General features: G+C 59.0%; 32 protein-coding genes. 4 read left to right on the forward strand and 28 right to left on the reverse strand.

Going from position 1 to position 22620, the window contains the following annotated elements:
• Positions 1-44: 44 nt before the first annotated feature.
• From IEX53_RS02825 to IEX53_RS02845, 6 genes are all read right to left on the reverse strand, one after another.
• Positions 45-239 carry a hypothetical protein gene (locus tag IEX53_RS02825; protein ID WP_188821859.1) on the reverse strand — a complete coding sequence of 65 codons (195 nt, stop codon included), beginning with the start codon at positions 237-239 and terminating at the stop codon, positions 45-47.
• A 100-nt stretch (positions 240-339) separates the two neighbouring features.
• Complete coding sequence (locus tag IEX53_RS02830) at positions 340-531, reverse strand: hypothetical protein (RefSeq protein WP_188821253.1); 192 nt, start codon at positions 529-531, stop codon at positions 340-342.
• The gene (locus IEX53_RS02835) at positions 528-722 is read right to left on the reverse strand and encodes a hypothetical protein (protein ID WP_188821255.1); all 195 of its coding nucleotides are present in this window, start codon (positions 720-722) and stop codon (positions 528-530) included. The genes IEX53_RS02830 and IEX53_RS02835 overlap by 4 nt, the downstream gene beginning before the upstream one ends.
• Positions 722-850, reverse strand: coding sequence for a hypothetical protein (locus tag IEX53_RS24145; RefSeq protein ID WP_268902558.1), 129 nt, complete (start codon positions 848-850; stop codon positions 722-724). Before IEX53_RS24145 ends, IEX53_RS02835 begins: the two co-directional genes overlap by 1 nt.
• Positions 847-1086, reverse strand: a complete 240-nt coding sequence (locus tag IEX53_RS02840; RefSeq protein ID WP_188821257.1) for a hypothetical protein — start codon at positions 1084-1086, stop codon at positions 847-849. The genes IEX53_RS24145 and IEX53_RS02840 overlap by 4 nt, the downstream gene beginning before the upstream one ends.
• A complete protein-coding gene (locus IEX53_RS02845) occupies positions 1083-1349 on the reverse strand; it encodes a hypothetical protein (protein ID WP_188821259.1) in 267 nt (88 codons plus the stop codon). Before IEX53_RS02845 ends, IEX53_RS02840 begins: the two co-directional genes overlap by 4 nt.
• Before the next feature lie 120 nt (positions 1350-1469).
• Between IEX53_RS02845 and IEX53_RS02850 the strand changes: the two genes are divergently transcribed.
• Together IEX53_RS02850 and IEX53_RS02855 are read left to right on the forward strand one after the other, a co-directional pair.
• Positions 1470-1730, forward strand: coding sequence for a helix-turn-helix domain-containing protein (locus tag IEX53_RS02850; RefSeq protein WP_188821261.1), 261 nt, complete (start codon positions 1470-1472; stop codon positions 1728-1730).
• A gap of 57 nt (positions 1731-1787) precedes the next feature.
• On the forward strand, positions 1788-2093 hold the full coding sequence (locus IEX53_RS02855) for a hypothetical protein (protein ID WP_188821263.1): 306 nt from the start codon (positions 1788-1790) through the stop codon (positions 2091-2093).
• Positions 2094-3923: 1830 nt separating this feature from the next.
• On the opposite strand, the gene IEX53_RS02860 is transcribed toward IEX53_RS02855, so the two are convergent.
• The 20 genes from IEX53_RS02860 to IEX53_RS02950 all read right to left on the reverse strand — a co-directional run bounded on the left by IEX53_RS02860 (position 3924) and on the right by IEX53_RS02950 (position 17675).
• The gene (locus IEX53_RS02860) at positions 3924-4289 is read right to left on the reverse strand and encodes a phage tail assembly chaperone (RefSeq protein ID WP_188821264.1); all 366 of its coding nucleotides are present in this window, start codon (positions 4287-4289) and stop codon (positions 3924-3926) included.
• Positions 4289-6241 (reverse strand): hypothetical protein, encoded by a 1953-nt coding sequence (locus tag IEX53_RS02865; protein WP_188821266.1) that lies wholly within the window; start codon positions 6239-6241, stop codon positions 4289-4291. The genes IEX53_RS02860 and IEX53_RS02865 overlap by 1 nt, the downstream gene beginning before the upstream one ends.
• The gene (locus tag IEX53_RS02870) at positions 6241-7854 is read right to left on the reverse strand and encodes a terminase large subunit (protein WP_188821268.1); all 1614 of its coding nucleotides are present in this window, start codon (positions 7852-7854) and stop codon (positions 6241-6243) included. The genes IEX53_RS02865 and IEX53_RS02870 overlap by 1 nt, the downstream gene beginning before the upstream one ends.
• Positions 7832-8206, reverse strand: coding sequence for a phage terminase small subunit P27 family (locus IEX53_RS02875; protein WP_188821270.1), 375 nt, complete (start codon positions 8204-8206; stop codon positions 7832-7834). Before IEX53_RS02875 ends, IEX53_RS02870 begins: the two co-directional genes overlap by 23 nt.
• Entirely contained in the window at positions 8203-8517 is a 315-nt protein-coding gene (locus IEX53_RS02880) for a phage head closure protein (RefSeq protein WP_188821272.1), read from the reverse strand. The genes IEX53_RS02875 and IEX53_RS02880 overlap by 4 nt, the downstream gene beginning before the upstream one ends.
• Entirely contained in the window at positions 8514-8927 is a 414-nt protein-coding gene (locus tag IEX53_RS02885; RefSeq protein WP_188821274.1) for a DUF3168 domain-containing protein, read from the reverse strand. The genes IEX53_RS02880 and IEX53_RS02885 overlap by 4 nt, the downstream gene beginning before the upstream one ends.
• Positions 8924-9376 carry an HK97-gp10 family putative phage morphogenesis protein gene (locus tag IEX53_RS02890; RefSeq protein ID WP_188821276.1) on the reverse strand — a complete coding sequence of 151 codons (453 nt, stop codon included), beginning with the start codon at positions 9374-9376 and terminating at the stop codon, positions 8924-8926. The genes IEX53_RS02885 and IEX53_RS02890 overlap by 4 nt, the downstream gene beginning before the upstream one ends.
• Positions 9376-9696 carry a head-tail connector protein gene (locus tag IEX53_RS02895; RefSeq protein ID WP_188821278.1) on the reverse strand — a complete coding sequence of 107 codons (321 nt, stop codon included), beginning with the start codon at positions 9694-9696 and terminating at the stop codon, positions 9376-9378. The genes IEX53_RS02890 and IEX53_RS02895 overlap by 1 nt, the downstream gene beginning before the upstream one ends.
• An 88-nt stretch (positions 9697-9784) precedes the next feature.
• The gene (locus tag IEX53_RS02900; RefSeq protein ID WP_188821280.1) at positions 9785-10252 is read right to left on the reverse strand and encodes a hypothetical protein; all 468 of its coding nucleotides are present in this window, start codon (positions 10250-10252) and stop codon (positions 9785-9787) included.
• Positions 10253-10255: 3 nt separating this feature from the next.
• Entirely contained in the window at positions 10256-10741 is a 486-nt protein-coding gene (locus IEX53_RS02905; protein ID WP_188821282.1) for a hypothetical protein, read from the reverse strand.
• A gap of 3 nt (positions 10742-10744) precedes the next feature.
• Positions 10745-11101, reverse strand: a complete 357-nt coding sequence (locus IEX53_RS02910) for an HNH endonuclease signature motif containing protein (protein WP_188821284.1) — start codon at positions 11099-11101, stop codon at positions 10745-10747.
• A complete protein-coding gene (locus IEX53_RS02915) occupies positions 11101-12669 on the reverse strand; it encodes a phage major capsid protein (protein WP_188821286.1) in 1569 nt (522 codons plus the stop codon). The genes IEX53_RS02910 and IEX53_RS02915 overlap by 1 nt, the downstream gene beginning before the upstream one ends.
• Positions 12669-12797: a hypothetical protein gene (locus IEX53_RS24150; RefSeq protein WP_268902560.1), complete on the reverse strand. Its 129-nt coding sequence runs from the start codon at positions 12795-12797 to the stop codon at positions 12669-12671. Before IEX53_RS24150 ends, IEX53_RS02915 begins: the two co-directional genes overlap by 1 nt.
• Entirely contained in the window at positions 12794-13189 is a 396-nt protein-coding gene (locus IEX53_RS02920; RefSeq protein WP_188821288.1) for a hypothetical protein, read from the reverse strand. The genes IEX53_RS24150 and IEX53_RS02920 overlap by 4 nt, the downstream gene beginning before the upstream one ends.
• Positions 13176-14375 (reverse strand): phage portal protein, encoded by a 1200-nt coding sequence (locus IEX53_RS02925; RefSeq protein WP_236016006.1) that lies wholly within the window; start codon positions 14373-14375, stop codon positions 13176-13178. The genes IEX53_RS02920 and IEX53_RS02925 overlap by 14 nt, the downstream gene beginning before the upstream one ends.
• Positions 14376-14765: 390 nt before the next feature.
• Positions 14766-14933 carry a hypothetical protein gene (locus IEX53_RS02930; protein WP_188821291.1) on the reverse strand — a complete coding sequence of 56 codons (168 nt, stop codon included), beginning with the start codon at positions 14931-14933 and terminating at the stop codon, positions 14766-14768.
• Positions 14934-15166: 233 nt separating this feature from the next.
• Positions 15167-15466 (reverse strand): DUF6074 family protein, encoded by a 300-nt coding sequence (locus IEX53_RS02935; RefSeq protein ID WP_188821293.1) that lies wholly within the window; start codon positions 15464-15466, stop codon positions 15167-15169.
• Between the two features lie 129 nt (positions 15467-15595).
• Positions 15596-16132 carry a GntR family transcriptional regulator gene (locus IEX53_RS02940; RefSeq protein ID WP_188821295.1) on the reverse strand — a complete coding sequence of 179 codons (537 nt, stop codon included), beginning with the start codon at positions 16130-16132 and terminating at the stop codon, positions 15596-15598.
• Between the two features lie 2 nt (positions 16133-16134).
• The gene (locus tag IEX53_RS02945) at positions 16135-16359 is read right to left on the reverse strand and encodes a helix-turn-helix transcriptional regulator (protein ID WP_188821297.1); all 225 of its coding nucleotides are present in this window, start codon (positions 16357-16359) and stop codon (positions 16135-16137) included.
• A 131-nt stretch (positions 16360-16490) separates the two neighbouring features.
• Positions 16491-17675, reverse strand: a complete 1185-nt coding sequence (locus IEX53_RS02950) for a tyrosine-type recombinase/integrase (RefSeq protein WP_188821298.1) — start codon at positions 17673-17675, stop codon at positions 16491-16493.
• 380 nt (positions 17676-18055) lie between these two features.
• Here IEX53_RS02950 and IEX53_RS02955 point away from each other — a divergent pair, with 380 nt between their 5' ends.
• Positions 18056-18307: a DUF1902 domain-containing protein gene (locus tag IEX53_RS02955; protein WP_188821300.1), complete on the forward strand. Its 252-nt coding sequence runs from the start codon at positions 18056-18058 to the stop codon at positions 18305-18307.
• On the forward strand, positions 18307-18504 hold the full coding sequence (locus IEX53_RS02960) for a type II toxin-antitoxin system HicA family toxin (protein WP_188821302.1): 198 nt from the start codon (positions 18307-18309) through the stop codon (positions 18502-18504). The genes IEX53_RS02955 and IEX53_RS02960 overlap by 1 nt, the downstream gene beginning before the upstream one ends.
• Positions 18505-18534: 30 nt before the next feature.
• Here IEX53_RS02960 and IEX53_RS02965 read toward each other — a convergent pair whose 3' ends face one another.
• Entirely contained in the window at positions 18535-19950 is a 1416-nt protein-coding gene (locus IEX53_RS02965; RefSeq protein ID WP_188821304.1) for a virulence factor family protein, read from the reverse strand.
• Positions 19947-22556, reverse strand: a complete 2610-nt coding sequence (gene mprF, locus IEX53_RS02970) for a bifunctional lysylphosphatidylglycerol flippase/synthetase MprF (protein WP_188821306.1) — start codon at positions 22554-22556, stop codon at positions 19947-19949. The genes IEX53_RS02965 and mprF overlap by 4 nt, the downstream gene beginning before the upstream one ends.
• Between the last annotated feature and the right edge of the window lie 64 nt (positions 22557-22620).

Genomic DNA, 22620 nt, shown 5'->3' on the forward strand with positions numbered 1-22620 from the left:
ATTGTTTTGAGGGTTTGCGGTTTGGGCACTGTATGGGTACCGGTTTACTTGGGTACGCAATCTGGCAGTGAGTCGAGGTCGCATATACCGAGTTCTGCGGGGTCGAGTTCACGCTCGTCGTCGTCCTCGCTGTCATCCTCGAAATCAGGGTCGCCGTCGATTTGGTCGAGAAGGGCGATAGCCTCCTCAATCCAGCGTTCAAGCATGAGGCGGCGAAGACGATAAACAGCGCGGGTCATTCATCACCACCTTTCCGGCGTGGCAGTGTCCAGATGGATAGCAATGTCAGACCGCGAGCGATGCGAAGGAGAAGGAAGGCAAGGAATATGCGGATGGTAGTCATGACCGCACCTCATCCGGTATGCCCTTGATGAAGATAAATCCGAGGTCGTGATTGATAAGCAGATCGAACCGCATGCCGTGGATTTCCTGCATGAGCGCTGCAAGGCGGTCGGCAACAATCTGGACTTCCGCCGCCTTGATCTGCGCGTTCAGAAGGGTTTCCGAGAATGGAGAGGTTGCCAGCATCATTCGGCCCTCCCTGCTTCCTCGAGCACCGTATCGCGCTCCTGCATCAAGTTCAGGAGTTTCTCCGCTTGATCGGCATATTCCGGCCACTCCCGTTCAAACAGTTCGAATGCCGCGAACTTCTGCCCTTCGTCCAACTTAGACAGCGCCGCCAAGATTTTGATGTTAAGCACATCGTCAGCGGAAAGAGCCATTATGCGTCCTCCGCCGGTTCAAGCCGATCCAGCTTGGCGATGAACTGCCACTTCTCAGCTTCGGTCAGCGTCCGCCATTTGGCGAGGAATTTCGCAATGCGCTGCGTTTCGGTCAGAGACTTCATCACGCTTCCCTCCCCGGAAAGGTGGAGTTCGACAGAAGCGGGACGCCCAATTCAAGGGCGAGGCTCTCCGCGCGAACCCAACCGACAGGCTTGCATTTGGTAGTGTCGCGAATTGTCCACGTGTCGTCACCGTTCAGCGTCTCTATGGCGTAGAGCATCCAGCCGCCCTCTTGCGGGTAAGCTGATAACTGGACGGCGACAGGGCCGCGCGGGCTTCTGAACTGGATTACCTCGCTCATTGCCCGTCCTCCCCATCGCCATCAGACAATGCCGCCGCGCGGCGGGGCAGCAAGTGCGGAAACCGCTCTGCGAGAAGGTTAAGAGCTTCTTCCTTCTCCTCTGGGGTATAACCGGCCCAGATGGTCAGAATTTCAACTTCTGTATCGGAAAGGGCGCGACCGAATTCAGCTGTCATCCTGCCTATCAGAGCGGCGGAATTCTCCGTGCTCCTGGTGTCTTTGGGCAAGCCTTCGGCGGCTGCCGGAATGAGTGTGTTCGGCATTTCGTGGCTCCAATTGGTATAGTAACTATGTTATTTGGTTTGTTAACCATAAACGCAGTGCGCGATTGCCGTCAACACTAATTTGTGTATGATACCAAAATTAATGGAAATGGAGCACAAATGCCTATCACTGGTAATCAGATAAGAGCCGCTCGTTCTTTGGCTGGCATGGAGCAAATAGCTCTTGCTGAGAAGGCAGGCGTGAGCGCGAACACGATCCGAAACATGGAGGCCGCGGGGGCTGACCGAGTTCGTGTTCGCACCGATACGCTGGACGCTGTCACTGACGCCTTAAAGGCGGCTGGCGTCATTTTTCTTGATGAAGGGGAGAATTCAGTCGGCGGTCCCGGTGTCCGTCTTAAAGCGTCTGAAACGTCTTAATCAGACGCTTGACTCCATCCCGTCCCCTTGCCAATTTGCGCGGAACAGGGGGGCTTCATGAAACGCAGTATTTTAATCGCGGCGGCGCTCTCTGCAATGCCGGCCCTTGCTGCGCCCGGCGATACCCAGGCGGACAAGGACGCGGCTTGCAAATCGTGGGGTGATTTGGCCGCCGTCATCATGAAGCTCCGCCAGACTGAAGCTCCGATGAGTGAAGCCATCAAGGGAACGGGCGACGATAGCAGCCGCCGCCTTATCATTGAGGCTTACAAAGAGCCTGCCTATTTATCCGAGGACGGCCAAGCGCGGGCAGTCGATAGGTTCCGAAACGAGATTGAGTTGGCGTGCTTCCAATCGCAATGAGCGACAAATTCCCGACGCCGCCACGATAAATCGCCACGGTCAACGCAGAAGGCGTTCTCACTGGAAATATTTCCAGTGAGGCGGAAGGGAAACTAGACAAATTTGTCCAGTTTCGTTCCCAAGCTTCGTAACTACCGAAATCCCGGTAGTTTGCCTCTCCAACTCGGCGGCGAGGCAACAGGCCCAACTGACCCGATAACATCGTGTCTGTTCCATATCCCGAGGTGTCGCAGTTTTGCGTCAAGTTGACGCAAAACCCCGTTACGGGAAATTCCCGCAGCGGATCAAGCCTTTGAAATCCTTGATGGCTCCAATTGGAGCCATGTCCCAGGTGGTGCCTTCGGAAACTATGCAAATCTGCATAGTTTCGCCCTCAAGTAAAACCGCGGTGATTGTAACCCCTTGTTATTATTAGGCTTGGATCGTATTTCGGCCTGTTTTTCCTGCGATTTCTCAGAGTTTCCAGCTCGATAATCGCGCGTTTATTTCCGAGGGAGACAAGATCTACCCGAAGGAAATTCAAGTGGCAAACTCTGCCACTCCAACTTTCGCGGAACGCAGAACCTCGCCCAAAGTGAAGTCGAAAAGTCTCTGAACCGCATTCAAACTGCACATGAAAACGGTTCAAACGGTGACCGACCGCCGCTAAAAGCTCAGCAAAATCAACAAATCCAGAAACCAAACGGTATTGGGAGATGAGGTCGCAATGGCCAGCGTCGGCAAGCCGGTAAATGTTCCCGATGGGAACAATAAGAAGGCGACCTGTGGGACACATTATAAAAACTCAACGCGGCGTAAGTCGCCAAGTTGGCGACACACAAGAGCGCGTGGCCGTGCAGTGGACAAGTTGTCCTTTGCATAACCTGCCCGGCAGTCAGGTTATAGGGGTTTGCGCCCGACAAGTTGGCGGACGCACCTACGCCGCTATCTCCGTCGTCACCCGTAGGCCCTGCTCCCGGAATATGAAATCGAGAACGGGCGGCGAGAGGCGCTTGGGGTATACGCCTTTCTTTGCCTTCCGAACGGTCGTAGAACAAGTGTGGCTGCAAAAATTCGTATGGTGCCTTTTGGACATGAATCGATCCCCGCACCATTGGCATGTTCGCTCAAACGATAAAACATGGCGATGTGCGAGGGCGCAGCGGGCGCTACAGAACTTACCCTGATCGGGGCGTCTGCCCTTGTGCGCCATGAATGATATTCCACAGTGGAGGCATGGCAGTTCCTCCAAGGCTCGATCTCGGTGCTTCTTGTAGCATGAGGGTGAGCAAAATTTCTCATCGCCTTTGTGGGGCTTGAACCGGACGCCACATTCTCGGCATGAGATAGCTGGATGTTTTGCGCGCCTGATTGTCTTCCACGCCGCATGGAAAGCTTCGGAAGCGTCACGAACGGTTTCCGCGTCCCGCCGGGTAATAAAGGCTTTCGCGCATTCCTCGGAGCAAAAGCGGGAGCTTCTCATGCCGCTGCCAAATTCGGTATCGACCGCACCGCCGCACCATTTGCAATTCTCTGCCGGCGTCGTGTAGTCTGGCTGTCCTTGCTCCCAAGTGGGACGGCTGTATCCAAGCTTCATTATCGCTGAGGATACCAGATTGGCAGCTTCGCGGTTGGCTCGATCCCATGAATAGCCTTTGAGGCACAAGGCTGAACGGATACCGGAAAGCACCGGGCCTTCCTTTTCAAACTGGCTGAACCGCCAGTCGGAAAGAAGGTCCATGATTTTGTTGATGATGTGCTTTCGCTGATCGCCCTTATAAACGGGGTCGTGAGCTTGCGGCTTGGTCTTGCCTGGGCCGCGTCGATAGGCGTCATATCCTCCCCAGTAGCTCATCCGAACACCGCATCGAATAACTCGGTGGTGAGTTCGCCAGTGGGCTGTGGAACGGCGCTATCGGATTTTCCGACATTGGCCTGCCGCGCATAGAAATGCTCAATATAGGCCGCGTCCATGGCGCGGATGATGGCGACGTGGTGCGGCTGGATGCTCCAGCGGTTAATATGGGAATATCCCATAATTTCCGTGTAGCTGATCGGGTTCGGCCCATTCATGTGCCATGTGCGCGTGGCGCTCAGGTCCATGAACCATTCCCAGAAGAGTGCGCCGCCGGGCGATATTATGACGGGCCTGTTCGATGCCAGCGTTTGCTCGAGCGCGGCAACCATTGTCTTTTCGAGACGGTCTATGGCGCTCATCAGATCACCCCCCAGGTCTTCGCCTTCTGGCTGTCCCGCTTAAGGCGCATAGGTCCTGTCTTGTCATACGCCTTGACGGCTTTGCCCGCCGCGCGCGTGCCTTCGCGCTGAGCGATATTCGTCACGAATGCCTCAAAGGTTCCATCGTTGTTGAAGTTGACCTCAACGCCCACATCGACTGCCTGCTTACCGGTCCCGCTTCCGCCCTGTCCCAGCATATGGTTCGGCGTGACCTGTGAACCTCGCGGGAGATTGACGAGCTCGGGCCCTTGCTCTCCAACAATGGCAGCCCCACCAGGAGCGAATGTCGTGCCTCTGGCGTATAGACCAAGGCCGCCGCCGCCGAACCCCGCCGCAAGCTGACCGCTGTTGGCAAAGGGCGAGGAACCACCGCCGAATATGCCGCTGAACATGCTTCCGAACCCGCCGCCGCCGAAAAGGGCGTCAAGGCCGCTGTTGATGAGCCGGTCAGCAAGCCGCCCGAGTGCATCGGCTAATACGTCGCTCGCCTTCGCACCGTTTAGCAGCCCCGAAACCAGCGTACCGGCAAATTCGCGGCCCGCATCGTTCAGTTCCTCAAGCTGCTCCTGCGTTTTCTCGTAGGCCTCGTTCTGCCGGTAGGTGCTTTCGACAAGCGCCTCTATCTTGTCCCGCTCATCTTGCGTGGCAGCAGCTCCAGCATTGCGAAGGGCGGTCAACTTTTCCTTCTCGACCGCACTCTTGCCAACAAGCGAGGCTTCGAACTCCAGTTCCGCGATTAGGTCTTTGACGGCCTTTCGCTCGCGCTCCGCCTCACGGGCAGCCTTCTCGCGCTCACGATCCGCTGACGTGCGGCCCCCGCCCCCCTTGCCGGTGCTGGGCGGCACGTAAGGCGTGACAGGCGGCTTGTCCGGGATAGGAGGAGTGTCAATCATCGCCTTGTCCCGGCGAGCCAGTTCCTCCTTAATTTTCGCAATCTCGGCATTGTTCTTTTCGATGGTTTTGCGGGCGGGTGCGTCGAACCAGCCGCCAAGCTTTCCCGCCGCCGCATCGTTTTCCCGCTGCAACAGGTTCATCTGCGATTTGAGATGTTCCGTGTTCCGGTTTTCGAACTTCTGAAAAATTGAGATGAACTGAGCCAGCGCTTCATAAGCCTCAACAATGGCACCCTTCAGCGCAGAACCAACCGTTGTTGATACCTGGTTGAACTTCTTATCAATCTCGGCTGCTTTAACGATAAATTTCTCATCGAATACCGCGCCCATCTTGTCGGCTTCGTTTATGGTGTCGGTGATCCCCTCGCGGCCCTGCTCGATGAGGCGGACGAACTGTTCGCCGCCCTGGCCTCCTAGAAGCTCATCGAATATCCGCACCCCGGCCGCGGTATCCTTGAGCCGCTTCGTCCGGTCGATAAGCTCCAGCATCAGGGCAGACGGGTCTTTGATCCGCTCCTTCACTTCCGCTGGCGACATACCAAGGCGCTGGAAGCTCTCTGCGGCGCTGCCCTTGCCGGTCTGGATATATTCGTCGGCGCGAAGGTTCAGTTCCTTGAAGCCGTCAATCAACGCGTCGATGCCGATTTTGTTCTGATCCGCGACGTAGCGCCAGCGCTGGAAATCCTCGACATTGATCCCAGCGGTTTTCGCCTCGCGGCCAAGTTCCGCAAAGGATGCGGTCATATCCTTGACCGCCCCGGCGATGCCCATCACGCCGCCCGCAGCAATGCCACCGATGATCCCGCCGGCAAACGCCTTGCCGAAATTCCCCACCTTGGTGCCGACCGTCGCAAGAGACTGATTGATCCGGTTGGTAGACAGCGCCGCGTCCCGCTCCATGTCTCGAAGCGCGGAACGACTGTTCTTCTTCATCCCGGCATAGGCGGCATTGGCAACGCCCTGCGCCTTCTTCATCCCCTTTTCGAGTTCGCTGATACGGGCCTCGATAGAGACCATGAGAACTTCTTCGTTTGCCATCAGGCCACGCTCCATTCGTCTATGTCGCCGGTGAAAGTGTCGTAGGAGGAAACCCCGCTATCGCCTGTTGCGGCGCGGCCCACGGCCATGGCGCAAGCCACGGCTCCGTCAATGCGGTCCCGGCTCTTGCCCTTGTGGAATGACCTGTTCCCGGCCTTGTCCGTCTCGACGGCGATATTGTCGAAGTGCCAGCGAAGGATAGGATGGCCCCCATGGGTGAAGCGACCGCCGATAATGGCGCGCTCCAGTTCCTTGACGGCTGGTGCCATCGTTACCCACCCCTGCCGCATTTCGACGGCGGGGAGGCCGTCTTCCAAGAGGTTGTTCAGCATGTTCCGGGCGAGGTGAGGGTCGAAGGCGATTTCGCGGACATTGTAGGTCGCGCATATTTCCCGGATCGTGTCTTCCACGATGCGGAAATCCACCACGTTCCCCGGCGTGGGGATGATCAAGCCGTCCTCGGCCCATTGCGGATAGGGAACTCCGTCCTTGTCGGCCCGGCGGCGAAGACTGTCTTCCGGGCAGAAGAACCATGGATGGACGCTATAGCCGCTCTCAGGATCGCCCCACGCGGCCACGACGGCGGTTAGGTCGGAATTGCTGGAAAGGTCCACGCCAAGCCAGCACGGCGTTTGCTCGGCCTCGAAGTGGGAAATTCCCACTTCGGCCCGGCCTTGATCGTAGATCGACATATCCACGAACGGCGATGCCGAATGGTCGAGCCACACATTGAGATTGTATTGCAGGAAGCTATCTCGGTCGGACGGCGAATTGATCGCTTTTCGCGCCTTGTCGCGGTAGCTCTCAAGGTCGGGATAACCGTGCTTCATGCCTGGATTGATGGCGAACCATAGGGCTTCGTCCTTCCAGTCGTCATCCTTCTCGGCCATGAAGATGACTGGGAGCGTTGCAGGATCGTCGATTTCGCCCTTCTGCACCTTGATTGCGTATTCGACGGTTTTCCATGCAAGGTTTTCTTGCCCGCGCCCTGATGTGGTGGCGACGATCAGGAGTGTGCCGGGAACCTTCACCAGCGCGCTGTCGAGGGCTTCCCATTGCTTTTGTCCGGCGCGGCCCTCCCAGGCGTGAACCTCATCGGCAATCACCACGTTCGGCGTCTTGCCGTGCTGCACCTTGCCATCGGAAGCCACGGCGATATAGCGCGAGCGCTCCTTCCGGAAGCTGATGGTCGAGGTGTATTCTCGGACGCTCAAATGCTTCGACATGCGCGGATCGCTCTGCACGATCATCGCGGCTTCGTTGAAAAGCTCCAGCGCCTGGACATGGGCAGATGCCGCCGACACTGTAAGGCCGCCGGGCAGGCGCTCAGGCCCCATGAGGTGCAGAAGCGTGATTGCCGCGCATAGGCTTGTCTTTCGGTTTCCACGCGGCAGCAACAGCACGACGCGGCGCACTACCCGCGAGCCGTCAGGATGGCGCGGGCCATAGATGCGGCGGATCACCTTCTCCTGCCAATCGTCAAGCTGGAAAGGATGGCCAGGAGCCGGGTTCTTTGGATGCTTCAGCCTGCGCAGCCATTGAACGGCGCGCTCCCCGTGGCCGTGCGGATCGTCGATTTCTTCGGGCCGGTCAATCCAGGAGGGAGTCATCATCTTCGTCACCTCGGATCGATGGGCGGGAACGGGATACGGGCGTCAGGCCAAGTTCGGCAGCCAGCAGGCGGGCGGATTGCATGGCCTTGTCCTGAACGCGGAACAGCTTCACCATGAGTTCGGGGTCGTCACAGCCCTGCATTTGGGCCTCGACCTCGCGGACGCGGCCAATGGAAATGCAATAGTTCTCCAGCGAGCCAAGGTCGCCACGGGTCAGAATGCGGCGCTCGACAAGTTCGGGCATGACGCGCCGCCATTCGGCCTTGGCGTCCTTGGAGAGCCAGGAGGGTGCCGCCGGGACGCGCTTGAGGCCGGAATTATCCACGACAAGGTGAGGCTTCGTTCCCTTCATGCCTGCCTCACACAGCGGATTTCCAGCCCCACGCGACGGCCGATTTCTTTCAGTTCCTTGACATTGAACGGCTCGCCCTGGAACACCACACGGTGGGATGTAGCCACGCCATCGATGTAGTGAGTACGGAAAATGATGATGGTCTCGTCCAGTGCGCCATAGGCCCGGATGAATTCTTCCGTGGACGCCTGCACGATCTGGGCTCGCAAGTCCGCGAACTTCGACCAGACGAAGGTAACGCCGCCATGGCCGTCGATGACTTCCTTGCCCTCCTCGATGGTAATCAGGCGGTCCAGCTTGCCGGCTCTCATGCTACCTCCTGAACGATGATCCTCACGGTCACGACGCCGTGGCTTGTTTCGCCGTCTGGATCGCGCAGAATGCGGGTGCTGGTGACGTGGTTGTCCACACAATGGAAGCGGCTGTCAGCCGTATCCAAACGCCACCTCAGCGCCGCTCGGACTGCCCCGGCGATGGCCTTACAGCCCACCGTGCTAGGCTCGCGCTTCCACACATGCAGATCGAACCAGATATGGTTCAGCGTCCGGGCGATGCTGTCGCCCTGATCGACGGTTTGCGCCTCGCCTATGAGAATGCACGGATCGACAATCGGCCTCTGGTTCTTGTCTAGGATATGCGAGGCTGGGACCAGCGCGGTCACAATGGGCTCAGAAATGAGCCGGTCGCGGATGGCCTTCTGGGCTGCGAGGTCAGCGCTCATTTGCCCCAATCCTTTTTCACGGCGCGGGTGATGGCGCTCTTGATGGCGCGCTCGGCCTTCGGGCGGCGCTCGCGGAAGGTCGGCCAAAAGAACGGCTGGGCCGGACCTATGCCGGATGGTTCGCCCGTAGTCTTAACCGTCCGCTCTTTCGTGCCGTATTCGACCAGATGAGCATAGCGCACGTCCTTGTTGCCAGCCGTTATCGCCGCTGTGGTTTCAGGGATGACCATTTCGCCGCCTGGCTGCGAATAGGGAGGCGTGTTGGAATTGGGCGGCGTAACAACGATGCTGTCACGAAGCGCCCCGCTATCGACGGGGACTTTCTTCTTCATCTGCTTCGCCATCAGTTCAGCCTGGCGCACCACTGCTTTCACTGCGGCCTCCTTCACCCGTCCGGGGATAGCCGAAAGCCGGTTAGTAAGCCGCTGCAAACCGCCATCGTCAGCCATCAGAAGCTCCAATCTCGGTATTCGTTGACGATCTGGCGCACGCCGAACGGCACCTCCTGAGCGTTCACGCCGACGATGGACGCTTCCCGGTTCTCATACCAATGCGCGGCAAGCTGATAGATGGCCTCGATGAGCGACGGCGGAACGGGCTGTTGCTCGGGAGCGCCGTAGGTTTCATCGATCCGAAACCCAAGCAGGCGCTCGACGTGATCCAGCGCGGCGGCAAGTTTCCGCTCAAGCAGTGCGTCGTCATTCACGCCCATGTCGGGGGTGAAATTCAGTTGCGCCTTCAGCCCTTCAAGCGTTATGGTGTCGACCATTCCTTGAAAACTCCAATTTCCGCAAATCTTGCGCTGTTGCCCCCCCGCCGGTCCCCTGTGAGGCTGGAAAGTCTGAACCCGCCCCCGGTCATGCCGTCCTCACGATGTTGGATTGCATCAGGAGGCCGAACGACCAGCACACCACGCTATTGGCCTCATCCATCACTTGGCTTGCCGATACGATATGGGCGATGAACTGCCGCTCTGATCCATCAGCAAGCGTGAGCATGAAGGCATAGGGATCAACGGCGCTCTCTGCGGTGAGCATGACTGCCTGTCCCGTATCCTGGCTATCCTGCGCCACCACCACCTCCATGGTGTAGGCAGGGCGAACCGCTTTCTCATGGTTCGGGATAGGTGGATTGTCCGGGTCGGTCGTATTGGGCAGTGTGGTATCGATGGTCTGCCATTCGCCACTGGTGCGGCCAAGGCTGGATAGGCCATTGACCTGCACCCATGCCTCGCCCGCGAAGGCAGACGCATCGACCTGCTGGGCTAACCAGCCTGACCGAACCGCCCCTATGAACAGGGTCGTGCCTGACGTGGCGAAGAACATGGTTTACGATCCCGCCACGACTGGGTTCTGTCTGACGATGTTGCTGTTGATGCCAAGCGTAGCATTCAGCTTCGCCACGTTGTTGGCTGTGTCGAGATGCTCGGCAGCGCTCATCACCTTGGCGATGAAGTAGCGTTCCGATGGTGATCCCCCAACAGGAGCATCATTGAAGACGACACGGAACGCATAATCGTGAATGGTCCTCTCCGCTGCGATGAGCGCAATCTGGCCATCGTCGGCGTAGTCGATGCCAAGCACCATCTCTAGGTTTCCAGCGTTTCGTGTTCCCTTTAACTTCTGGGTTCGGTTGCGGCCTATGTCGTCAAAGGTGATCTCGGTTGCAGTGTCGCCAAAGGTGCCGACGCTCTCAAGATTGTTGATCTGGGTCCATGTCTGGCCTGCGAAGTCTTCGGCAACGAAATCGGTGGGCTTGGCCTCAAGCACCTCACCGATGTAGACCTTCGCGCCAGCGGTTGCGAAAATGGGCATGGGTTAACTCTTTCTCAGATTGCGCCGCTCTTCCGATTGCTTGGCGCTGGAATGACAAGGCGTGCATAGGGGCTGCCAGTTGGCGCGGTTCCAGAACAGCGCCTGGTTCCCCTTATGCGGCTGGATATGATCGACCAGCGTGGCCGGAGCGCCGCAACGGCGGCATGATGGATAGGTGGCGAGGAAAGCTTTGCTCTCCCGCTCCCATTCGGCGGTGTAGCCACGCTGGCGGGCTGTCGGTCGCTTCTTGTCGAAGCGGGCTTTGCGCTCCCTCTCGCGCGCGGCGATATAGGCGCACTGCTCACCCGTCAGATGAGCCTTGCCGCAATATCCGCAGACTGAGGGAGCGCGAACCGGCATTACGAACCGGCTCCCGCCGACTTGAGGAGAACCGTGGCCTCGGGCAACACCACGCCACCCCCAACACGGCGGCGGGCCCGGATTTTAACGATGCCGTTATCGGCACCGGTAAACGGGTCAATCATGATCTCCGTCGCGATGCGGTCTACAATTTGGTAGGTCTTGGCGATGTCACCGAATACCGCCTGAACGCCTGTCGTGGATGGACCTCCCGCCACGTCCAGTTCGTCCGCATCATAGACAGGCCGTCCCAAAAGGGTCGCCGGCTGACCATTGGCGAGGCTGTCGCTCCAGATGGTGCCGCGAGACGTGGAAGCGTCGGCAGCCTTGCGGATCGCGCCTTGAGTGCGGCGGTTGAGCATCCATGCGCCGTTGCGGGCGTATGCGGCGGGAAGCCTATAAAAGAGGTCGATAATGTCCTCTATCAGATTGCCCCCGGCGGCAATGCCGTCGAAGGCGTCAACATCGTCCAGCAGGCCAACGGGCTTCCCATTGCCGTCCCCAGTAAGAAATGCCGTGGCCTCGCCGCCTGCGAACTGCGTGGATATTTGCGCCGAAAGATAGCTGTTCAGGTCAATGAAGCTGTCATCAAGCAGTTGCTGGCTGACGGGAACAACAACGGAATATTCGTGGACGCCAATCTTCTGCTGCTCGAAGGTCGGCTCGCTCGAAGGCCGCGAGCCTGTCTCCGTAACCCAGTTTCCCTGGAGGCGAGTACCAAGTTTCGGCAGCCAGATTTCAGTGGTGCCAATCGCGACACTCGATGCAAGCTGGCGCATCGGGTTGATTTCAACGAGCTTTTCAATGATCTGCGTCGAAATCGTCGGCGCGGTGACATAACCACCAGCCGAACCAGCGCCAAGATTGAGGGTTTTCCTGTCCTCGTTGTCGAGGGCGTGAACGCCTCCACGCAGATATGTGCGGAGCGCCTTCTCCTCGGCTTTGGCGTCGGCAGTCTCATCGTCGGCCTTACCGCTCGGGCGATTGAGCTTCGCCTCGATGCCGTCGATACGGTCGCCAAGCTTGGCGAGCGTTGTCACCGAATTCTCTAGGTTGCTCATTTTGGTTGTGATGACCGCAAGCGCGGCTTCGTGCTCTTCGGGCATGTTGCCCTCCTTTCCGGCCTGCGCGGCCTTTGCGGACGTAATCCGCGCGCCGGGATGGCACGGGACCGCCACAATCGAGATTTCCATCAAATCGACTTCGGAGATGGTGCGACCGCCGCCCCTACGTGCTACGGCCTTCCGAGTGGCGAAACCGATGCTTAGGCCGGTGACTGCCTTCTCGCGGACCATGGCCCGGACCTCCGCCGCCCGCGCTACATCGTTGACGAGAAGACGGCCCCGGACCTCCAAGCCCTTGGCGGTTTCGGTGATGCTGTCCCACACCCCAACGGTTTCGCGCTGATCGTGTCCGAACAGCATGGGTATGGGAGCGGACGCACTCTTGAAAGCATGGGGTAGGATTTCGTCGCCTACCATGTCGGGCGAGCCGAACGGCCAAGCGATGCCGGTGACCTCTCCCGCGTCCGATACGGTGAAGGAAGATTTGAATTCAAGCCGGTCCATCACTCAGCCCCCAGAAACGCCGCGGTGACTTGGGAAGTCATCACAATGCCGCCTTGGATTGCCGCCGCGGCCATGAGAAGCATGACAAGCAAGCCGAACGCGCCAATGAGAAATTGCTTGAAGCTCATTGCGCGCTCCCCGAACGGAAGGCGCTGCGGTCGGCGGCAAAGGCGTCCACCTGGGCCTGTATCCACGTCCCGGCGGACAGGACGCGCACCACGTTGCGGTGATTGAACGGAACTGGCTGGCCGTTTTCCAATATCTCCCAGCGCTGCACGAGGCGGGCGAGGCAGCCGATCCGGGCGCGCTCACGGTCTCCCGCTGAAACCGTGCCGTCCGAGCGGGTGCGATCGATAAGCTCCTCGCTCATGGCAATGCGCGCGTCGTGCGCCGTCTTGCTGTCCGGCCCGACGATCCATAATTTGATGCCGGTCGGCTTGCCCGTCACGGGATCGACAAGCTCAAGCTCTCGGCCACGGTCCTGGTCGGCAATGTTGGAGAGGATGTCACTCAGATCCATTATCGTGCTCCGTTGTGCTCCCCAATTTTGGGGGCCGCAAATCATCTGGGTTTTTTCCGGTTTCGGAATTTTCCTCGGCGCTGGGGGAGCCCGGCTGACTCGCCCCGGTATTCGGGTTGGCGAAGGTGTCACCCTCCGCGTAGGGCGGCAGGCCCTCCCACTCGCGGGCTTCGTTCGGATTGATCACGCGCGCGGAAATCAGCGAGGAATACGCGGTGGCACGCTGCGCAAGGTCGGCGCGGGTCAGGTCGTCCCTGTCGAACTCGACCTTCCAGTTCTTCCGCTCTTCCTTGCTGAACAAGGCGCGGTTGAGCGCCGCCTCAAGTGCGCGTATCCACGGTTCAAGGGTGTAGGAAAGAAATTCCTTCGCCTTCTGCTCGCTGTTCGACCAGGTGGCGCGGGTCAGGTCGCCAATCATCGGCGCGGGGATATTGAAGGCTCGCGCTATCTCTTCGATCTGGAAACGACGAAGCTCCAGAAACTGGGCGTCGGTCGATGTGAGGGTGATGGGCGACCAGTCCGTCTCATCGTACAAAACTGCCGTGCCGCCGCTCTTTCCGCCGCCTTCGTGAGCTTTCTTCCATCCGGCAATCATCCTTTTGACGCCTTCATCCCCCAGCGGCTTCTTCGTCTTCAGGATGCCGGACGGCCTCGCGCCATTGGCGAACAGATTGACGGCGTAGCTCTCCATGACATGGGCGGCGGTGATGGCCTGCCGGGCGAGCGTGAGCGGGCTGCGGCTGAATGCCCCGCGAAGGTGGATCACATCATCGGATTTGATCACCCGGCTATTGAGCCGGTATGTCGGCTCGCCCGTTCCCTGCGGGCTATACTGAACGCCGATATTGCCGGGATCGTAATGGATGATCTCGAACGGCCTGCCGCCGACGCGATTTACCCAGGCGAAGCCGCCAGCGTCATGGCACAGCGCTTCCGCCACCAGATCGCGGATGAGATCGAAGCCGGAAAGCCAGTCATTTGCTTGCCCGGAGAGAAGCGCATAGGCCGGATGGCTTGTGTCGGCTTCTTCCTTGCCGTCCGCGCCGACATGCACCACCTTGATTTCCAGCGTGGCGACCGCCTCAGAGATGACGCGGATGGCGGCGCTGACAGCGGGAACGGTCAGAGCGGTGGCGGCGGAAACGAGTGGGATACCGGCAATCGATCCGGTGAATAGCTCGCTCAACCAGTCCTCCGGAACGGCGGTCCCGGATTTCTTTTCAACTGGTGTAGAACGTGAAAAGGGCCATAGCTTCATGACCTCGAAGATGAGCGGGAATGGTGCTAAAATCCATTCCCTGAAATGCAGTTATTCTTTTTAAAATCAATTAGTTGTTCTATTTGGTCCGTGGCCGCGCGAGCCACACGACGATTTCGGTTTTCGTAGCATAGAGCCGCCCGCCGCGTCTACGGGCCGGGAATGTCGGGTCGCTCTTTTCGAGCTTGCACACGAAGCTGCTGGACGTTCCCATGAAGCGACCGATGGCCGATGGCCCCCACAGGCTTTCACGCGCAAGGGAACTTCCTGCATTGCAGGGTGTCGTTATCTGGTCGAACTTTGCCGGGGTGAGTTCCGTCAACGCGATGCCCCCGCTTTGATGAGATGGCTTTCCTTGATGGCTTTGACCGCCTCGACGGGCGAAAGGCCGAATTGCTTCCTGAGATATGGGATAACAGGGCGAGGTTTAGCGGTATCCGGCGTCGTCGCCAGCCAGATTGCCGCCTGGTTCACTGGCTCAGTCATGGCGTCCCTCCGCGATTTTCCGGGGAAGTATCCCCCGGGTAAAAGGCAACAAAAACAACATAAAACTTCAACGGATGTTCAACGGACGTTCAACCATATTGCTGCCGGTGAGATTTGGCCTGCGTTACCGGTAACGGGGGTAACGTTACCGGTAACGTCACGCGTGACGAGCGTGACTGTCACGTGACAGGCCGTGACGTCACGTGAATTTCCTGCACCTAGGCGGCTCAATCTCATGCTGCGCCTCCCGTTCCGTATCCGCTGTAGCTGAGGCGGATCATTTCGTGCTGCACAGCCTCCCAGAACGCGCCCAATTGCTCATCCTGCTCTTTTTCGGGGATGCCAGCCCGTTCCAGGCTGCGGATCACGCTGTCCGTGACTTGGCTGCGGTAATGAACGGCGGCGCGCTCGGTGGGCTTGTCCAGCATCTTTGCTGCCACCTCACGAATGCGACCGACACGCTTCACCATCGGGAAAACAATGACCTGTCGGGGAGGCTGCCACGAGAACAGCGGGAGGTTATCGGTCGGCATGGCTGCTGCTCCGCTTACTGCTGCGCGCTGTAGGGGTATGGTAGAATAAGGATGTCACGAAAACCGTGACGAACTTATTTGATGAATGGGCGATTTCGTCACGGTTTTTAGGACAGCGCGTCACGGTTTTCATGACAGGGCCTCCATATTCGTCACGGTTTTTAGGACAGGGACGTCACGGAAAGCGTGACGGGGTTTCGTTTTTTGGCCGTTGCTCCCGCGTGGGTTGTTAGAGGGTGCCATCTGCACGGGGAAGTCATTTCCGGGACGCCAATCCCGGTATAGCTTTCGACCGTCGCGCTCGGCACCTGGCATTTTCAATTCCGTGATTTCGTAGGCCGGGGCTTTTGCTGCGCCCTCTACCCCGAGGTGGGCGTGTTCGGTTTGGACGATAAATCCCTTGCGCTGAAGTTCGCGGAATGCCTCCGCAGCGGTGTCGGGGCGCACCCCTAACTTCGCCGCCGCCTGCCGAACACTCAGTCTGATCTTGCCATTATTGTTGGCGTCGGCCCCGCGCCATTCCAGCTTAAGCCACGGATAAAGAGCCTGCGCGGTTGAGGTGAGTGCGCGCCACGCCGGTTCCTCCATGGTGTTGCGGATAAGCTTCGTCCAATGCTCGTTGCCGGAAGCGCCGGGCGAACGGCCTTTGCTATCTCTCTTCGCCATCGTCAGTGAACTCCCGCCTGGTCCCGCAGTGAAATGCGGCCCTCGATCCAAGCTTGAACTTCGTCGGCAATGAAGGCTTTCCGAATGCCGTCATCGCTAAGGGAGATTGGCTTTGGAAATTCGCCCTTCTTGACCTTGAGCCATAGGGTGCTGCGGGAAAGCGAGGTGAGGGAACACACATCGCGGATACTGATTAACTGCTTAAACGAACTCAGAGATTTCGACATAGCTTCTCCGTTCAAGGGCGATCTATTAACTGGCGTTAATATAGCCCAAGTTGATTCGCACGATAAGGTTCCACCCTGTCTAAAAGGGTATTTTAGCGCATATTCTGTGGATAAGTTTCGGTTCCGTTCGGCTAATGTTCCAGTATGTTCCGGGTTAGATAGTCGGCCCAGTTATCCAGCGCTTTGCGCTTCTCCGGCTCATAGGTTGCGCGGTTATAGACGCCTGCCACACCAGCCTTAAAGCCGCTGATATGGTTCAAGCAGGCCTCAATGACGTGGGGGAGAGTGCCGATATCGGCCATGCCGGTGGCGACCGTCCGGCGAATGTCGTGGGGGGTCCATCGCTCCTTCGTGACCTGGAGCTTAAGCCGTACGGCCTTCGCCACGGCGTTGCTTTCGATGGGGTCTTCCACGCGGCTGAACAGGGGAGGGTTGTCGGCCTCAGGGTCGGTTGCGGCTATTGCTTCCTCCAAGATCGCTATCGCCGGCTTCGACAATGGGACCACATGCGTAAGCCCGTTCTTCACGCGATTGGCGGGGATCGTCCATGTGGCATTCTCAAGGTCTATCTCGCCCCGCAGAATGCCGCAGACCTCACCGGATCGCTGCCCGGTCATGAACAGGAGCTTGATTATTCTGACCGTATGCGGGCTTAGAGCGGCGTCAGGCAGCGCGGCCCATATTTCTTTGATCTCGGCTATGGAGAGCACCCGGTCGCGGCGGACGGGCTTTGCGCGGGGCTTAATACCCGACGCGGGCGAGGCTTCGAGATAATCGTTATCGACCGCCCAATTGAACATCTTGCGTATGACAGCGAGGAGGTTGTTGGACTGAGCGCCTTTTCCTTCCTCGGCCTTCGCTTCGATGATATCAAGCAAATCACGCTTCTTGACCGCCAGCGCCTTCATGCGTCCGATTTCCGGGTAGACCTCGGATTTCAGTAGTTGCTCATCCTGCTTCCAGGTCTTCTTGTTCCGCTTGGCGTGTTTTTCGAGGTAGAGTTCGCCCACCTCCTGGACCGTCATAGCGTCCCGGCGGGCGCGTTTGTCTGATGCCGGGTCTTTCCCCTCTGAAACGCCGCCCATGGCTTTCAGGGCCTTCGAGCGAGCCGTTTCCAGATCGATGGCAGGATATCGGCCCAGCTTCACCCGCTGCTTCGTGCCGTCGCTCTCACGGGTATAGAGAAGGTTCCATGTCTTGGTGCCGCTGGGTGAAATTCGAAGCGATAGCCCCTGAACCAGCGTGTCGTGATAGTCGGTGCGAACGTCGATTTTGATGCTGTCGATGAACCGAGTTGTGAGCCGTACCTTCGCCATGTTGGACCTACTGATGAAAACCTGTTGATTTTCATTTGGGTACCGTATGGGTACGTAAATGTCAAAACTCGCTGAAACGCCTCTGGACAATATGAAACCATTTTTACCAATGATTTCAGCTATTTCCGTTGTTCGATTTTGTTTATTGTGTTCTAAATTGTTCGGCTGATACGCGCTTTAATCAGTAGGTCCAGGGTTCGAATCCCTGCGCGCTCACCAACAGTCAAATCAATTCTTTATCCAAATGGTTCCGTAACTTCGAGCGTTGCGGTAGGTCCTTGGCATCCTGCGAGCATCGTCTCATCGCCTTGCCGTTGAAAATTCAACTTGCCGGTTCGATATCATTCTGATTGGATTCAGATGGAATTGGAGGTCTCAACATGCACAAGAGATATCTTGTCACTGCACAATGGGACGAAGATGCGGGCGTTTGGGTCGCCCATAGCGATGATATTCCCGGTCTGGTAACTGAGTCTTCTGACCTCGATACGCTAATGAAGCGCATTGTTGCGGTTGCGCCGGAGCTTCTGAGAGATAATGCCCACTTGCTGGATGATCAAGCTCATCCCGGTGAATTGCTGGATGTGTGCATTATATCGCAATTCCGTATGGCCGATACTCACGCAAACTGATGGTGAAGGGCTTTTATTCGCAAATAATCGAGGCCCTCAAGGCCAATGGTTGCACTTTCGTCCGCTATGGCAAGGGCGATCATGAGATATGGCATAGCCCGATAAGCAACCGAAATTTCACGGTCGATAAGGGATCGTTATCCGGCCACACCGCCAACGCCATTATGAAACAGGCAGGGATCGAAAAGAAGTTTTAGGGCGGCAATTTTTGCCGACGGAAGGCTATCTCAATCCGTCTTCACGCCATCTCCCGCCTGCCCACCGGCCCGCTCCTGCAATTCCTTCAGCAGCGCCTCGGCAATCGGCTCATAATTATCGTCGAAATGGTGGCCGCCGGGCTGTTTCATTTTCTCCATGGCGGAGAGCGTGGGCTCGGTGCAGACGGTGTCGTCCTCCTCCTCGCCATAGACGCAGATGACCTTGTCCAGCGGCAGGGTCGCGATGGCCGGAGCGGTCTTGTGCGTACCTTCCATTCCGAGCCAGCCCTCGATGGTGACCTGGAAGGTGGTGGTCGTCGAAGCGCCCAGCAGGGCGATCATCCGGGTCCGGTTCTGGAGCGCCGGATCGAGATATTGCCAGGCGAAGGGAAAAGTGTCCGCGCCGAAGGAATAGCCGAAGATGGCAATGGGCAGTTTGCCGGAAGGATCCGCTTTGCGGAGAATGGCATCGGTGTCCTCGGCGATTTCCTGCGGCGTGCGCTCCGTCCAGAAATAGCGCAGCGAATCGACCCCCACCACATGGACGCCGTGATTGCTGAGCCAGTCGCCGATGGATTTGTCGATATCGCGCCAGCCGCCATCGCCGGAGAAGAACACGGCGACGTAATCCGCCTTGCCCTTGGCCGGAATATCGACAATGGGCAGCGCCTCATTGGCTGCGTCCTTGGTCGCCATCGCCGCCGCCGCATCTGCCGCCATGCTGAGCCGTACCGTCGGGTTCTCTGCCTTTTGCAGAACGGCAATGTGCCGCTTCTTTGCCTCCGCCGGGTCGTTCACCGGGCCTGACTGGCTCACAAGCGTCACCGGTGTCGGCAATATGGCGTCAAGCGCGTATGTATAGCCGCCGCTGGGCGCAGCCGTCGCCTTCGCCCCCTCGCAGGAGGGGAGGCGGGTCTTCAGCGCATCCGCCGGGTCGAGTCCAACAGCGCCCGCCAGTGTTGCATCAGGCGCATCGGCGGCGGCGGCATAGGCGAGCGTCGCACCTTGCCCGATGCCCGCGACGACCGGATGGAAATAGACGTCGAGATCCAACGCCCGCAGCGCCTCCTTGGCGATGCCTTCGAAATCCGAATCGAGATAGATGCACTCGCCGTCATCCTTGTCGAGCTCGGCGCGCCATGTGTCGAGATCGACCGGCAGCACGATGAGGTTGCGGGCGAGCAGCGCATCGGCAAAGGCACGATCCCTGGCATTCATCCCGCCCGCATCGGAAACGAGGACGGCAAGGCCGATGGGATCGTCAGGAGGCATCATGACCGGAATATCCTTGAGCCGCTCGGCGCTCACATGGGTGGCGATATCCTCCGCGCCGGTGAGCCTGGCCCAATAGTGCGGAAGTTTGCCGGTATATCCGAGATAGCCGGCAGTTGCGGCAACCAGCACCAGCGCGGCCATCGCGGCGGCAAGGAGGGAGTGTTTCCTCATTTGCGGATGAACTCCAGCGGGTTCCCATTGATGAGCGTCGTCACATCCACCAGCACGCGGGGCGTATCGAGGCCGCCCGGGCAGACGAGATAATGCGGCGACCAGACGGGATCGAACTTTTCCTTGAAAGCTTTCAGCCCGTCGAAATGATAGAGATCCGCGCCGCGCCGGTAGAGGAAGGAGCCGAAGCGGTTCCACCGCGAGGCAAGCGGGCTGCCGGAAAGGCCGGAGAGGGGAGCCGCGCCGAGATTGAACCAGCGATAGCCTTCCGCCTTGGCCTGCATCAGCAGCTTGGCGAACAATGCGTCCATCATGATCTTCGATATGTTGGGCAGATAGCGCATCATATCAACAGTGTATTCGTTCTTGTCCGCGCTGCGCCAGATATTGGCGAAGGCGACGATGGCGCTGTCCTTCTTCATGACCGCCACATCGAAGCGCGACAGGAACTCCGGATTGAAGAAACCCAGCGAAAAGCGCTTCTCGCTGCCTGCTTTGTGGGCAAGCCACGCGTCGGAAACGCGCCGTAATTCCGGCATCAGCGCCGGAACCTCCGCCGCCGGGATGACTTCGAGTACGAGGCCATCCCGCGTCGCCTTGCGGTCGGCATAGCGGAAGGGCTGGCGCGACGGGCCTTCCAGCGAAAAATCACGCAAATCGACGCGTGCGACTTCGCCGAGCTTCAACGCGACAAGCCCCATGTCGAGAAAGAGCGGCAGGCTTTGCGGCCCGACGCCGTAGAAAACGGTGCGCAGCGCCATCCGGTCCGCCAGCGCGTGGAAGGACCAGGCGAGCTCTTCGGCAATTTGCTTGTCACCAACCGGCTCGCCGAGCGCTATAAGGCTGCCGCCGGACTGCGCATACATGACGAAGCCGCGATTTTCCGCATCCATCAGGAATTGCTTGTCGCCGAGCAGCGCCAGCGCCGCCTCCGCATTGGGCGACGTCGTAACGAGCGTTGGCACGGCCTCGGGGATGGCGAAATCCGCCTTCGACCGCCGCACGCCGCGGCGGTTGACGGCGGTGTTGAGGCAGACGACGAAAACCACCGCGAGCACGAGCACGGTCGCCCGCAGGAAGCGCGGCGCACTGCCGTTCCAGGCAAAATCCCACCATAGGCTGTTGGAATATTCGACATGCCGGTAGACGAAGAAGCCGAGCCATGTGGCGACCAGCACCGTGGTGCCGACGCTGGCGATCCAGTTCCAGGTGAGTTCGAACGGCCCGGTGATCGGACGGCGGTAGAAGGAATCGCGGAACACCCAGAGGATTCCTGCAAAGGCGCAGAGAATGAGCGCTTCCTCCCAGTCGAGGCCTTTGACCAGCGAAAAAACCGCACCCGCAAGGAAGAGGACCATGGTTGTGACCCAGGCGCGCGCCAGCCGCCGCGCCAGCCCGCGCGCGACGATGAGCAGGGCCACGCCGACAAAGCTCGCCGCCAGATGCGACATCTCGACGAAGAACAGGGGCAGGATGTCCGACAGGATTTCCAGCCGGTAATGCATCGCCGGGATGACGCCCGAGACAAGCAGGACGATACCGCCAAGGAACGTCACGCTGGCGGCTAGGCCCGGAATGATCGGCTCGATGATGCGCGCGGCGAACCGCGCCCGCTTGGTCAGTTGCTGGCGGCGGCGGAGGGCCTCCCAGATGAGAAGGCCGGCGACGGCTGTAAGCAGCGGCACGACGGTATAGATCAGCCGGTATACGACGAGGGCGGCGATGGCTTGCGGGTTTGCGCCAAGGCCGAGGCCGGCGATGATGGTCGCCTCGAAGGCGCCAAGGCCGCCCGGCGCGTGGCTGGCGACGCCGATGATAACTGCGATGACGTAGACAAGCGCGAAGATGGCGAAGCTGGGAACCACCCCCTCCGGCATCAATACGTAAAGCGTGGCCGCTGCCGCCGTGACATCGACGAGGCCGGCGGCGACCTGGATGAGCGCGCCGCGCGAGGTGGGAAGCTTCAGCGTAAACTGGCCGATCTGCAGCGAGCGGTCGCCCTTCGACAGCCAGTAGATGAGCCAGCCGATACCGCCCAGCAGAAGCACACCGGCGAGAATATCGATGCGCGGATCGATGGCCGAAAGCCATGGGATATCCGCCGGGTCGATCAGCATGGCCGCGCCGATGAGAATGATGAAGGCAAACCAGATGGCGAACCATGAGGTGCCGACGATCCGCCCTATATCGAAAAGGCTTATGCCCTCCGCCGCATAGATCCGGTAGCGCAGCGCGCCGCCCGTCAGCAACGAGAAGCCGAGCGCGTTGGAAATCGCATAGCCCGCCGCGCCCGCTATGCCGGAAAGCCAATGCGGTATGCGCCCCGGCGCGATGGTATCGACCGCCACCACATCATAGAGCGCCACCGCCATATAGCTGAGGCAAGTGAAAAACAGTGCGAGCCCGATGGCGTGGAGCGATGTGTTTTCGATCGCCGCCAGCGTCTGCGCCTTCGATGTATGCCGCAGCATGTCTTCAAGCACGAAGAGCGCCAGAAGCGCGATGGCGATGCCCGCAATAGGCAAGGCGATGGGCTGGAATCGCTTGAGCTTGCGCCAAAAGCTTAAGCCAGGGGTGGATGACTGCGAGCCATCGGTTGGGTTCATCGGCGCTACCTTAGAGCATGATCCCTAAAAAATGCAACTTTCCGGATAGGCCATGCGGCTGACA

This window comes from Paramesorhizobium endophyticum (assembly GCF_014640615.1).
GTDB classification, from domain to species: Bacteria; Pseudomonadota; Alphaproteobacteria; order Rhizobiales; family Rhizobiaceae; genus Paramesorhizobium; species Paramesorhizobium endophyticum.